The 12,886-nt window shown below is 57.0% G+C and carries 13 protein-coding genes; 5 read left to right on the forward strand and 8 right to left on the reverse strand.

Going from position 1 to position 12,886, the window contains the following annotated elements; genetic code table 11:
* On the forward strand, window positions 1-765 hold the full coding sequence (locus ASD95_RS05700) for an ABC transporter ATP-binding protein (RefSeq protein WP_056723200.1): 765 nt from the start codon (window positions 1-3) through the stop codon (window positions 763-765).
* Window positions 766-851: 86 nt separating this feature from the next.
* On the opposite strand, the gene ASD95_RS05705 is transcribed toward ASD95_RS05700, so the two are convergent.
* The 3 genes from ASD95_RS05705 to ASD95_RS05715 form a co-directional block, all read right to left on the reverse strand.
* The gene (locus tag ASD95_RS05705; RefSeq protein ID WP_056723202.1) at window positions 852-2,753 is read right to left on the reverse strand and encodes a potassium transporter Kup; all 1,902 of its coding nucleotides are present in this window, start codon (window positions 2,751-2,753) and stop codon (window positions 852-854) included.
* A 127-nt stretch (window positions 2,754-2,880) separates the two neighbouring features.
* A complete protein-coding gene (locus ASD95_RS05710) occupies window positions 2,881-3,105 on the reverse strand; it encodes a hypothetical protein (protein WP_056723204.1) in 225 nt (74 codons plus the stop codon).
* Between the two features lie 2 nt (window positions 3,106-3,107).
* Window positions 3,108-4,049, reverse strand: a complete 942-nt coding sequence (locus tag ASD95_RS05715) for a LysR family transcriptional regulator (RefSeq protein WP_056723206.1) — start codon at window positions 4,047-4,049, stop codon at window positions 3,108-3,110.
* Window positions 4,050-4,165: 116 nt separating this feature from the next.
* Between ASD95_RS05715 and ASD95_RS05720 the strand changes: the two genes are divergently transcribed.
* The 3 genes from ASD95_RS05720 to ASD95_RS05730 all read left to right on the forward strand — a co-directional run bounded on the left by ASD95_RS05720 (window position 4,166) and on the right by ASD95_RS05730 (window position 6,254).
* Window positions 4,166-4,585, forward strand: coding sequence for an ester cyclase (locus ASD95_RS05720; RefSeq protein WP_056723208.1), 420 nt, complete (start codon window positions 4,166-4,168; stop codon window positions 4,583-4,585).
* Between the two features lie 3 nt (window positions 4,586-4,588).
* A complete protein-coding gene (locus ASD95_RS05725; protein WP_056723210.1) occupies window positions 4,589-5,632 on the forward strand; it encodes an SDR family oxidoreductase in 1,044 nt (347 codons plus the stop codon).
* Window positions 5,633-5,711: 79 nt separating this feature from the next.
* Window positions 5,712-6,254 (forward strand): hypothetical protein, encoded by a 543-nt coding sequence (locus ASD95_RS05730; protein WP_056723415.1) that lies wholly within the window; start codon window positions 5,712-5,714, stop codon window positions 6,252-6,254.
* Window positions 6,255-6,387: 133 nt separating this feature from the next.
* Here the strand turns inward: ASD95_RS05730 and ASD95_RS05735 are convergent, their stop codons facing one another.
* Window positions 6,388-7,521, reverse strand: a complete 1,134-nt coding sequence (locus tag ASD95_RS05735; protein WP_056723211.1) for an aminotransferase class V-fold PLP-dependent enzyme — start codon at window positions 7,519-7,521, stop codon at window positions 6,388-6,390.
* A gap of 872 nt (window positions 7,522-8,393) precedes the next feature.
* Here ASD95_RS05735 and ASD95_RS05740 point away from each other — a divergent pair.
* Complete coding sequence (locus tag ASD95_RS05740; RefSeq protein WP_056723213.1) at window positions 8,394-9,791, forward strand: tyrosine-type recombinase/integrase; 1,398 nt, start codon at window positions 8,394-8,396, stop codon at window positions 9,789-9,791.
* Window positions 9,792-10,123: 332 nt separating this feature from the next.
* Here ASD95_RS05740 and ASD95_RS29595 read toward each other — a convergent pair whose 3' ends face one another.
* From ASD95_RS29595 to ASD95_RS05760, 4 genes are all read right to left on the reverse strand, one after another.
* Window positions 10,124-10,426, reverse strand: coding sequence for a YHS domain-containing protein (locus ASD95_RS29595; RefSeq protein ID WP_156385738.1), 303 nt, complete (start codon window positions 10,424-10,426; stop codon window positions 10,124-10,126).
* Window positions 10,387-10,656, reverse strand: a complete 270-nt coding sequence (locus tag ASD95_RS05750; protein WP_330219618.1) for a helix-turn-helix domain-containing protein — start codon at window positions 10,654-10,656, stop codon at window positions 10,387-10,389. The genes ASD95_RS29595 and ASD95_RS05750 overlap by 40 nt, the downstream gene beginning before the upstream one ends.
* A 64-nt stretch (window positions 10,657-10,720) precedes the next feature.
* Window positions 10,721-11,539, reverse strand: coding sequence for a helix-turn-helix transcriptional regulator (locus ASD95_RS05755; RefSeq protein ID WP_056723220.1), 819 nt, complete (start codon window positions 11,537-11,539; stop codon window positions 10,721-10,723).
* Window positions 11,536-12,861 carry an MFS transporter gene (locus ASD95_RS05760; RefSeq protein WP_056723222.1) on the reverse strand — a complete coding sequence of 442 codons (1,326 nt, stop codon included), beginning with the start codon at window positions 12,859-12,861 and terminating at the stop codon, window positions 11,536-11,538. The genes ASD95_RS05755 and ASD95_RS05760 overlap by 4 nt, the downstream gene beginning before the upstream one ends.
* Between the last annotated feature and the right edge of the window lie 25 nt (window positions 12,862-12,886).

Raw genomic sequence — 12,886 nt, forward strand, 5'->3', positions numbered from 1 at the left:
ATGTACAAACTGACCGTTGAAAACCTGCACAAAAGTTATGGCAACCATGAAGTCCTCAAGGGCGTTTCGCTAAACGCCAGGACCGGCGATGTGATCAGCCTGATTGGCGCCAGTGGTTCGGGCAAGAGCACCTTTCTGCGTTGCATCAACTTCCTGGAAACGCCCAACGACGGCGCCATGAGCCTGGACAACCAGCCGATTCAAATGGTCCATGACCGCCACGGCATGCGCGTGGCCGACGCCAATGAACTGCAACGCATCCGCACTCGCCTGGCGATGGTGTTCCAGCACTTCAACCTGTGGAGCCACATGACCGTGCTTGAGAACATCACCATGGCCCCACGCCGGGTGCTGGGCGTCAGCAAGAAAGACGCAGAGGATCGCGCCCGACGCTACCTGGACAAGGTCGGTTTGCCGGCACGGGTGGCCGATCAATACCCGGCGTTTCTCTCGGGTGGTCAGCAGCAACGGGTCGCCATTGCCCGTGCCCTGAGCATGGAACCGGAGATCATGCTGTTCGACGAGCCGACTTCGGCCCTGGACCCTGAACTGGTGGGAGAAGTGCTCAAGGTGATCCAGGGGCTGGCCGAAGAAGGCCGCACCATGATCATGGTGACTCACGAAATGAGCTTTGCGCGCAAAGTGTCGAACCAGGTGCTGTTCCTGCATCAGGGGCAGGTCGAAGAACAGGGTGCGCCCGAGGACGTATTGGGTAACCCCAAGAGTGAGCGTCTGCGGCAGTTCCTCAGCGGCAACCTGAAGTGACCAGAGCGCCTTCGAGCAACCGCAGGGTCGCTCGAAGGCGCTGGTTCAACCCTCAACACGGAGGGCTGATGGTCCTCAATGACTCTTTACATCTCAACCTGCGTGCCCAACTCGATCACCCGATTCAACGGCAACTTGAAGTACTTCAGATTGCTGTTGGCATTCTTCAGCAAAAACGCGAACAGACTTTCTCGCCAACGGGCCATGCCGATGCGCTTGGTCGGGATCACCGTTTCACGGCTCAGGAAATAGGTGGTGCGCATCGGGCTGAAGTCCAGCTCGGCCAAGTGACAGAGACTCAACGCCAAGGGGACATCGGGCTCCTCGATAAAGCCGAAGTGCAGGCTGACCCGGAAGAATCCTTCGCCATAGGCTTCAACCTCAAACCGTCGATCAGCACTCACACGAGGGCTGTCTTCAGACACCACGGTGAGCAACACCACTTGCTCATGCAAAACCTGGTTATGCAGCAGGTTGTGCAGCAGCGCATGCGGAACGGCATCGGACCTGGCCGTCAGAAATACCGCCGTACCTTGTACCCGATGAGGAGGCTGCGTGCGGATGCTACCGATGAACAGTGGTAGAGGCAGCGCGGTTTCGTCCAGCCGTTCAACAATGATCTTGCGGCCCCGTTTCCAGGTCGTCATCAAAATGAACAGGCCAATGCCGGCAATCACCGGGAACGCACCGCCCTGGAAGATCTTCGGTGCATTGGCCGCGAAGTACAGACTGTCTACCAGCAGAAAACCGAGCAGCATCGGAATGGCCAACCAGCGCGGGGTTTTCCATAGCAGCAGGACGACGGCCGAGGACAGGATGGTGGTGATCAGCATGGTGCCCGTCACAGCGACCCCATAAGCGGCGGCCAAAGCACTGGAAGACTCGAAACCAAGCACCAGCAGCACAACACCGACCATCAACGCCCAGTTGACCGTGCCGATGTAGATTTGCCCCTGCTCCTGGCTGGAGGTGTGCTGGATAAACATGCGAGGGACATACCCAAGCTGGATGGCCTGGTGGGTCAGGGAAAATGCGCCTGAGATCACGGCTTGAGAAGCGATGATGGTCGCCAGTGTGGAGAGTGCGACCATTGGCAGCAATGCCCAGCCCGGCGCAAGCAAATAAAATGGATTGCGCACCGCCTCAGGGTTTTCCAGGATCAAGGCACCTTGACCAAAATAATTGAGTAGAAGTCCTGGCAGTACCAAAATGAACCAAGCACGGGCAATGGGCTTGCGACCGAAGTGCCCCATGTCGGCATACAGTGCTTCGGCGCCCGTGAGCGCGAGTACCACTGCCCCAAGGATGGCCACACCGATTCCCGGATGAGCGATAAAAAAATGCGCTCCCCAGTACGGATTGAGCGCTTGCAGTACTTCCGGTCGCTGGAAAATGCCATAGATCCCCAGTGCACCCAACACCACAAACCACAGCACCATCACCGGGCCGAACAGGATACCGATGCGAGCCGTGCCGTGTTTTTGTATCAAGAACAGCGCCACCAGCACGATCAATGACAAAGGCACCACCCAGTGCTCTATTCCATCAAACGCCAGCTGTAGTCCTTCAACCGCAGAGAGCACCGAAATAGCCGGGGTAATCATGCTGTCCCCGTAAAAAAGTGCCGCACCAAACAGACCGAGCAGCACCAGTGCCTTGCTCATGCGCGGATAAGGTAAGGCCGCGCGGCGGGCTAACGCCGTCAACGCCATGATGCCGCCTTCGCCCTGATTGTTGGCCCGCAGGATAAACAACACGTATTTGATCGAGACCACCCAGATCAACGACCAGAAGATCAACGATAGAATGCCCAGCACGCCATCGTGGTTGGCCTGGACACCGTAGTGACCGGCAAACACTTCCTTTAGCGTGTACAGGGGGCTGGTGCCGATATCTCCATACACCACTCCGACAGCAGCGATAAGCAGTCCCGCCGCTGAAGATTTGCGATGAGGTTTTTCAATGGCATGGGGCGATGTTTCGCTCACTTTCTACGTCTCGAGTATTGAGGGCCGAAAACGCATTCCGTGAGAATTCAAGGCCGGTGGACTTCAGTGAAACTGCCATCAAATTCAGATGAGTCGTAAAGACCGTCGTCCTTGCACAGCCAAGTGATCACTCGTTCTGAAGGGCCTGCGACAGACCCGCACCACCTTCTACTCCCCCGCAAGCAACATTGAACAGCCTAAGGAAATCTTGAGGGTAAAGACGAAGAAGCCGAGAGTTGCGAGGCATAAAGGCAATGTCAATTTTCCCGGCCAGTATCGTTGCGAGTAACAAAAGCCATCGTAAAAAAAGCGTAATTTTTCCGCCGCCATACCCTCCGTCATCAGTCGGCATCTTTAGTCCTGCGTCCTCATAGCATCGTTATTCTTCCGATACTCATGGTCCCCCCCAGAGAGGCAACCTTCGACATTTTCCATGGAGAGGGCTTCGAGCAGCACCTGCTCCAGGATGGCAAAAAAACATTTGATGTGAGCCTGTTTCAATGCCTGAGGCCGGGTCACCAGATAGACTTCCATATCTGGAAGTTGGAGATCCGGGAACAACTCGATCAAGTCCTTTGCCAGAATACGGGGCAGTACGGCCACACCCATTCCTCGTCTCACCGATTCGAGCTGAACCGCGAACGCGTTCACACTGATCTGCGCGCGGTCCAGACCACCGGCCTTTGCCGCACGCATTTGCGGCAACATGTCCAGCGGGGGAAGCAAGGCAATATTGACCGCAGTGGCCGGGGTCACCCCTGGAAACCGCTTCAGATAACCTGCATCAGCGAAAACACCGTAGGCGAGCCGGCCTATCGGTCGATAAATCAGCGACGGCTCACCCAGATGAGTTGTACGTACAGCAATGTCTGCCACGCCGCGGACGATCTTGTGAAAGTCGGCTGTTACCATCAGCTCCACCGAGCAACGCGGGTGCAGAGAAGTGAAGCGACTCGCGGCCTCCAGCACACAAGACGAGAACCCCTCTCCTGCGCTGACCAGGACACTGCCAGATAACTCTGTGTGTACCCCGGATAGGCCAGCAGCGGTTTGACGCCTCAAGCCAGTTTCCGCGGCCAGGGCAACTTCCACGAGGGATTGGCCCCGTGAGGTCAACCAGCATCCTTCAACGCCCCGTTCGACGAGTGGCTCGCCCAGTGCGACCTCAAGTTGGGTCAGGCGGCGGGACACGGTAGACGCCGCGATACCCAGCAACTGGCCAGCTTGAAGAAAGCTGCCACGCCGCGAAACTGCCAACAGCAGACGAAGATCGTCCCAATTTGCTTGCAACGCCATGCGTCCTGTCCTCCCTGGTCTGCATATGTGCAAATCCATTATGCAGTAGTCGCTGTTTTTCGAGGGAGGCCTCAAAGGTATATCTACAGGCCCTCGAAACGAATGGAATGGATTGTATGACTACTGGCCCCAACGACTATGCGGAACGCGCCGCAAGAGCCTTCAATTGCCGTGATGTGGAGGCGATGCTTGCGTTGGTTTGCGAAGACTTCATCTACGTCGATGGCATGGGGGTTCAAGCCGGTCGTGAATCCATGCGCAAAAGAGAGACTGCGCTGTTCTACGCATTCCCCGATGCCCAAGTGACCTTCACCCCATTCATGGTCGCTGACGATCGTTTGGCGCTGACTGCCCTGCTGACCGGCACCTTCGCCGCCCCCCTGGTGCTGCCAGGCCGGGTGATTGCACCCCATGGACGCCATATTACCGTGCACTACGCCGCACACTTCACCTTCAAAGACGGACTGGCCATCCGTGAAGAGGTCTTCTTCGACAGTGCGGTGTTGATGCCGTTAGCCGGACAGGGTGAGGGTTGAGCCATGCGCAGCGCATTTGTTACTGGAGCAACCGGCTTGCTGGGCAACAACCTGGTGCGTGAATTGGTCGCTCGTGGCTACAGGGTCAAAGGCCTGGTCCGCTCAAGAGCCAAAGGTGAACAGCAGTTCAACAATCTGCCGGGTGTGGAGCTGGTCGTGGGTGACATGGCCGATGTCGACGCATTCGCCGCATCGCTGCAAGGCTGCGATACGGTGTTTCACACCGCGGCGTTCTTTCGCGATAACTACAAGGGTGGCAGGCACTGGCAGGAACTCGAAAAAATCAATGTCGCCGGTACGCGGGACCTGATTCACCAGGCCTACCGCGCCGGTATACGACGGTTCGTCCATACGTCTTCCATTGCCGTGCTCGACGGCGCACCTGGCGCGTCCATCGATGAGACATGTCTGCGGGCCGACGCCGACGCGGATGACTACTACCGCAGCAAGATCCTCGCCGACCGTGTCGTCTTGTCATTCCTGGAAGCACATCCCGAGATGCATGCCTGCATGGTCCTGCCCGGTTGGATGTGGGGCCCTGCCGACATTGGCCCGACCTCTTCGGGACAGTTGGTCAACGATGTCGTGAACGGCAAGTTGCCCGGGCTGATCCCTGGCAGCTTCTCCGTTGTCGATGCCCGTGATGTGGCATCGGCGCTGATTGCCGCAGCCGAACATGGCCGACGAGGTGAGCGCTATCTCGCGGCGGGCCGGCATATGACGATGGGTCAGCTGATCCCGGTTCTAGGACGTATAGCGGGCGTCAAGACGCCCGTTCGACAACTACCGCTGCCGTTTCTATACACCCTGGCGGCTGTGCAGGAGATCTATGCACGCCTTACCGGCAAGCCCATTCTGCTGAGCATGGCCACGTTGCGCCTGTTGGTACGAGAGAAGGACCGCACCTGCTTCAACCATCGCAAGAGTGAACAGGAGCTTGGCCTGAGTTTCCGGGCGCTAGAGCTGACAATCACTGACACCGTGGCGTGGTACCGTGATCACGACTGGTTTGAAAACCACGGTGCTGGCACACGAGGCGTACCTTGAGTTCCCGAGACCGCACTTACTGGTCATTTACCACGCACCAGAACAAGGACGTAAATTTGTGAACAGGGAAATAATCCTGATGCGTCACGGCCAGCCAAAACTGGCCGCTACCGACAAAATCTCAGCGATCGAGATGAAAGAATGGATCGAGCAATACAACCGATCCGAAATTACCCACCACCCGATCCCGCCTGCCAGTATGCAACTCGCCGCAACCGCCACGGTGATTGTTTCAAGCAGCGCGCCTCGTGCGCTGACCTCCCTCCAGGCGCTCGGCCTGAAGCCTGCACTGGTCGACGCACTTTTCTGCGAAGCACAACTACCTTGTGGTCATTGGAAGCTGCCACGGTTATCGCCGTTTACCTGGGCATTTATCCTTCGAGTCTTATGGCTGTGCGGCTACTCACGCAACGTCGAATCCGCCAGCACTGCGAGGATCCGCGCCAGCACGGCAGCCAAACGATTACAGTCCCTTGCCAGTGATGGACCGGTTCTGCTGCTCGGTCATGGTTTTATGAACCGAATGATCGCCAATCAACTGGTCGCTGACGGTTGGGCTCGGCAAAAACGTAACGACAGACAGTATTGGAGTGCGACCGTGTATCAGTACGACGGTGTGTAAGAGGCGCCACCTGTACAGTTCGATGCCCGGCATCCACACATCGACTGCCGCACAGGCCATGGCCAGATCGTTGTTGGCGCCCGTGGTTTTCAACATGTCCCAGACCACTGTGGTAACGGTGTCGAATACCGGTTCAGTTAATCATCACCTCGTCCAGTGCCTGCGCGAGGGTGCTGACCGTGCGCTCGATATTGTGCAGCTTTTCGAGTCCGAACAGACCGATGCGGAAGGTCTGGAAGTCGGCCGGCTCGTCGCATTGCAACGGCACTCCGGCGGCGATCTGGAGGCCGTGCTCGGCAAATTTCTTGCCGCTCTTGATGTCGGCATCATCGGTGTAGCTCACCACTACGCCAGGGGCCTGAAAGCCGGCTGCGGCCACGCTTTTGATGCCTCTGCCGCTCAACATTGCGCGCACCCGATCACCCAGGACCTGTTGTTCGCCGCGGACCTTTTCGAAACCGTAGGCTTGCGTCTCTTTCATCACCTCGTTAAACCGCGCGAGGGAATCGCTGGGCATGGTCGCATGGTAGGCATGCCCGCCCTGTTCGTAGGCCTGCATGATCTGAAGCCACTTTTTCAGGTCGCAGGCGAAGCTGCTGCTTTGCGTCTGCTCGATGCGCTCAAGGGCCAAAGAACCGAGCATCACCAGGGCGCAGCAAGGGGAGGCGCTCCAGCCTTTCTGCGGCGCGCTGATCAGCAGGTCGACTGCGCATTTGCGCATATCAACCCAAAGCGTGCCTGAGGCGATGCAGTCCAGCACGAACAGGCCACCCACCGCATGCACGGCGTCGCCGACGGCCCGCAGGTAGTCGTCGGGCAGGATAATCCCTGATGAGGTTTCAACGTGGGGGGCGAAGACAATCTGCGGCCTCGAAGCCGCAATGGCTGCCAGCACTTCGTCCAGAGGGGGTGGGGCGTAGGCAGCCTGGCGACCGGTGTCGACCGGTCGGGCTTTCAGCACCGTGGTGGCCGCCGGGATGTTGCCCATCTCAAGGATCTGGCTCCAGCGATAACTGAACCAGCCGTTGCGTATCACCAGACACTGCTGGTCGGTGGCAAACTGTCGCGCCACCGCTTCCATGCCGAATGTGCCGCTGCCCGGGACCACCGCAACAGCCTGGGCGTTGTAGACCTGTTTCAGGGTCCTGGAAATGTTCTTCATCACGCCTTGAAATGACTGCGACATGTGGTTGAGCGAGCGGTCGGTGTAGACCACTGAGTACTCGACCAGCCCCTCGGGATCGATACTGGGATATAGCTTTGACATAGGGTGACTCCTTTGGCAGAGATCTCAGTGGTATCGACCCTGCCCTAAGCCTTGGCAAATGACAAGATTGCTCGGGATTGAATTGCGACTTCTGTCGAGCAGCGCATCATTTTTTTGATCCGGCGTGATCACCACGCAATCAAGTTCGTTCAAGCCAGGCACGGGCGATTTCTTCGCGCGTAGCAAACCAGGCATCGCTGTACTGCCTGGCATACTCGATGAATTGCTTGATCGCCCTTACTTTCCCGGGACGGCCCACCATGCGTGGATGCAGCCCGATCGACATCATGCGGGGTCGCTAGCGCCATATCGGCAATACCAGCCCACGGGACGTTTGCCACAGGTACGTTCGAAGAATTCGATTGCCAGGCGCATGTGCTCTCTCGAACCATTGCCTATGCGGAATTTGTGCCGGTTTAGAGGGGGGTCAGTCTTGCTTCAGCTCGTGGGTCAATTCGGCGCCAGCATCAACGCTGGCCATTACCTCGCCGATTTCTATAGCCCGATTGGGCGTCCGTCGGAACGGCGGGCGTCGATTCAAGGCTAGATCCAGGATAACCGTGGGAGTAAATGTGGGGGTAATTTTGCAGGCATGAAAAAGCCCAACCTTTCAGATTGGGCTAAGTCAGTGAATTTTATGGTCGGGACGGAGTGATTCGAACACTCGACCCCTAGCACCCCATGCGCTTACTGCGTGTAATTCCATGGATGCTAGTAGCTCCTAGCGGAAAGCCTAAACCTAGTAAATGCAAGGTATTCAGCCTATATTGACGTCTATCACGATCCATATACATCCACCGGTAGCCGGGCGATTCGGTGGGGCAAAAGTGGGGCAAAATTCCAAAGCAGTGGAATCAGGCATGGGGTAGACAGTGGCAAAACTAACGGCGAAGCAACTGGAGGTGCTCACCTCCGCGGATGACGGTAGGACGTTGCGCGAAGACGGTGGCCTGACAGCCAAAGTACGCGCGGGTGTACGCGGCGTTACTGTACTGTTTCGCTACGAGTTCAAACTGCACGGAATCAAACGCGATCACCGACTGGGCAGTTGGCCCAAAAAATCGCTGGCGCAGATCCGTGCCGAGCGTGACGAAATGAGAGTGAGCGTCACTAAAGGCGTAGACCCCAGCATCGCCCGCAAGGCCGCCAGGATCGAGGCCCAAGCAGCCATCATCGCCACCATTGCCAACGCCGAACGCGAGTCCGCCGAGAACAAGACAGTCACTGATCTTTTCGAGGAGTGGATGCGCGACGGCGTGTCCCGCCAGGACGGCAACACCGAACTGCGCCGCAGCTTTACCAAAGATGTGTTACCAATCATTGGCAATAAGCCGCTGCGTAACCTCACCGAGAAAGATCTGCTCACCGTCCTGCGCTCGGTCAAAGCCCGCGGCCTGAACCGCGCCGTTGTGATTCGTAGTAAGGACATCGGCCAGATGCTACGCTGGGCCGAGAAACGCAAGCCGTGGCGCGCCCTAATGGTCGATGGAAATCCGGCCGACTTGATAGACGTCAACAAACTGCTCGATCACGACTACCAAGAACAACGCGACCGCCTCCATTCCATCGACGAAATCCGCGAACTGCGCGATATCTTCGCCCGCCTGGAGCGCGACTACGACGCCCTACCCGCCGGCCAGAAATATTCAGGCATCCGACCGGTGAATCCACGCGTGCAATGCGCCGTCTGGATCTGCCTCAGTACGCTCTGCCGCATTGGCGAACTGCTCAAGTCCGAGTGGCGCCATGTCGATCTGGAAAAAGGCACATGGCTCATCCCGGCCAACGCCACCAAAGGACACAAAGGCAAACGGCAGGATCATCATGTTTTCCTGTCATCATTCGCTGTGAAGCAGTTCAAGCGCCTGAAAGAAAAATCCGGGCACACCCCTTTTTGCTTTCCTAGCAAAGATGAAAGCAACCACGTCGATACGAAGACAGTAAGCAAGCTGATCGGCGACCGGCAGTGCTCTTTCAAGAACCGTAAAAACCCGCTATCCGGTCGCCATCATGATGACTCGCTAGTGCTAAGCCAAGGAAACAGCCGGGAATGGACACCGCATGACTTGCGTCGTACGGGAGCGACCATGATGCAGGAACTGGGTGTACCGCTGGACATCATCGACCGCTGCCAGAACCACTTGCTGGGTGGCTCAAAAGTCCGCCGGCATTATCTGCACTATGACTATGCCAAGGAGAAAAATGAGGCATGGAACATACTGGGGCAGCATCTCGAGACGATCTTCGCTTGCCCAAGCCATCGGCGCTGATTGAAAACTGATCCAGCCTTTACTGGGTTAGTTTTAGATCAGCGGCAACACCCCCATCAGCAGTCGCTGATTCAGAGCTGCCTTCTCCCACAGGAAACTCCAGGTCGCCTTCATCCGCGTTATGTCCTTCAGTTCCTATGCCATCAGAAGCTAGAAGGTGCGAGAGAACTCGATTTGCTCGCCAAGCACGCAACGAAATCGTGGATCCGAGTCGGCCGAAAAAGACGGCAATATCGCAATGCCCGCTTCTGTGGCTGTGGCCTGCTGCTGGGTAAGGATGCTGGTACTGCGTAGTGCAATATGTCGTGGTTCACGTATGTAATTCAGGCGCATCAACTCCTTGCTATCAGGAGATCCTCGATATGGCTGACGAAACAGTAATGACGAAGGTCGTCGCGATGACGGATCGGTGGATGCCGCTCGAAGTAGTCAACCGATGTATACAGTTTGAGCACGTATTCGGTGAGCTTGGTGATGATAAAAGGCGGCAGAAAAGCCTGGATATGTTTCTCCGGCTCGTTATCGAAGATACCCATGAATTGATCAGAGCAAAAGTGATACTTATCACCTTTGTATTCCTCCTCCCGATGGCATATTAAAGCGGGGTCATCCGGCTCAGTAAATACCGTTGGCAACTAGCAGCACTGACAGAGTTTGGCCAGGCCGAAGTTCTTGAGGGTTCAACCTCGCACTTACTGCGTTTGAGCAGCGGCGCACTGAATCGTGTCTCGATGTCGGAACCCCGTTTACTGACGGCCGATGGCGCGATGAATGCCCGCTCTTTGGCGCGTGCAATGGTGCTCTCTTCGAAAATCCGAATGAACAGGTGCAAAGTCAAATGATCCAGGTGCTGCATCATGTCCATCCCTCAAGTCGCATCGTGCCACGAACCAAACGTTGCTCTTCGCTTCCAATTGATCGACGCGCGCTCAGGACCAACGCCTCCTCACTACCAGCCCCAGCAATTCTCGATGTCCGCTGACTCCCACCTTTCGATAAAGCCGCTTTATGTAGGTAGCGGCGCTTGAGCGCTGGATGCCCATCAGGGGCGCTATCTCTTCCGCCCCCAGGCCATTGAGCAAATGCCTTAGCAGCTCACGGTCCCGACGAGTCAGTTCAGGATAGAGCTGCTCGACGCGTTGACTTAGCACGGACGGCATCTGGTTGGCTTCGACATAAGCGCGATAGTGCAATCGCGTGACTTGAATCAGTAGCGGCGCAACCGACTCGATAAATTCAATGTCGCGCTGATTGAAGTTACCGTGCTCACGACCTCGATAGAAGTTGATCGACAGCCAAGCCCCGCCCTCTTCCTGATGATTGAGCAAGGCCATGCGCTGAGATATTTGCGGTTGCTCGTAGCAGACCCGCCGATAGTCACGATGGGTGATGTCTTCAACTGATTGAAGCTGAGCCAGGATTCGCGCGTCGCCGTATTTTGCCCGATGGCCGAGCATCGCTTGGCGGTTGCCGTCCAGGCTGTGAAAACGCTCGACGTAGTCCCGGGAGATGCGCGATATCTGCACGAGTCTTGCCTGATCGGAGCACGACAACACCTGCGGCTCCTGGCCTTGCGGATAAGCGAAAATTGTACATTGAGCCAGCGGCATTTCACCCCGTACCAGGGTCAGTAACTCTGCCGCCAACCAGGTTCGGCAGTCCTCGCCTACCCGAGCCAATAGATGAGCAATTTCCCCCGTCGTCAATGGGCTCTGATGGTAAACGTTGGTAAGCAGCCAGTGGTTCATTCAGGTATGAGTTCACGTGATGAAAATTGGCGTTCATGGGGTAGCGTGCGCACCAGCATTGCAGCCACCAGTAACAGCAGCGCAGCGTACAGACAACCGGCGGTATAGGTATGGGTAAGGTCTTTCAGCCAGCCGACCACTAAGGGGTTAAGGGCAGACCCCAGATTACCCACTGCATTGATCACCGCGATGCCCACCGCCCTGGCTTGAAAACTTAATGAGCGATCCGGCAGGGTCCAGAAAATCGACATGGCCGTATAGGAACCCGTCGCCGCCATGCAGACCCCGGCCAGCTGCACGATCGGCTCACTCGACAGGGCCGTGCAACACCAGCCTGTTGCAGCCAGCAGCATTGGAAGCGCCAGGTGCCAACGCCGCTCCTGGGTCAGGTCCGAGTGTCGGCCCCAGAGGATCATGCCAATGATGGTGCATATTTGCGGAATTGCCGACAACAATCCGATCAGCGTATTGCTCTGGCCAGTGCTGAAGCTCTTGACGATCAACGGCGTCCAGACTGCGATCATCGCTAAGGTGTTGACCAGGCAAAAGTACACCAGACAGAACAGAATCACCGATGGCGACAGCAACTCACGTCCCCAGTGAGCGTGAGGGGAAGGTGCCTGACGGTCACGCTCGATCAACTCGGCCAACTGCAGCTTCTCATCGTCGCTCAACCAGTGTGCCTTGCGCGGCTGATCATCCAGATAACCGTACACCGCCAGGCCGAGTACGACGCTGGGTAGTCCTTCAAGAAGAAACAGCCATTGCCAGCCTGCCAGGCCCCAGTGGCCATCCAGCCCCAAAATGGCGCCGGACAAGACCGAGCCAAAGCCCGCGGTAAACGGCATGGCGATCATGAACAGCGCATTGGCACGAGCCCGGTACGCAGCTGGAAACCAGAACGTCATGTACAACAGCACCCCGGGCAGAAATCCTGCCTCGGTGATACCTACCAACGCACGCAACCAATACAGACTGGCTGCGTCATGCGCAAACAGGGTGGCTGTCGACGCGAGTCCCCAAGCAATCATCAGGCTGCCAATCCAGCGACGGGCGCCGAGTTTCGCCAGGACCATGTTGCTGGGGATGCCGCAGGCGATGTAGGCCAGGTAAAAAATCGTCGTTGCCATACCGAACTGGGTACTGCTCAAACCCAGATCGTCCATCATAGTCAGCCCGGCGAAGCCGATGTTGATACGGTCCAGAAATGAAAAAACGAAGCAGATGAAAAGAAACCACAGCAGGCGTTTCGAAACCTTGGCAATGACCGGCGGTTGAGCGCCGGTCTCCACGCCAGGGGTCACAGCAGGACGGGATGGCATAGGGGTGATCCTGTTCTTGTAATTA

Source organism: Pseudomonas sp. Root71, assembly GCF_001429045.1.
Classification (GTDB): Bacteria; Pseudomonadota; Gammaproteobacteria; order Pseudomonadales; family Pseudomonadaceae; genus Aquipseudomonas; species Aquipseudomonas monachiensis.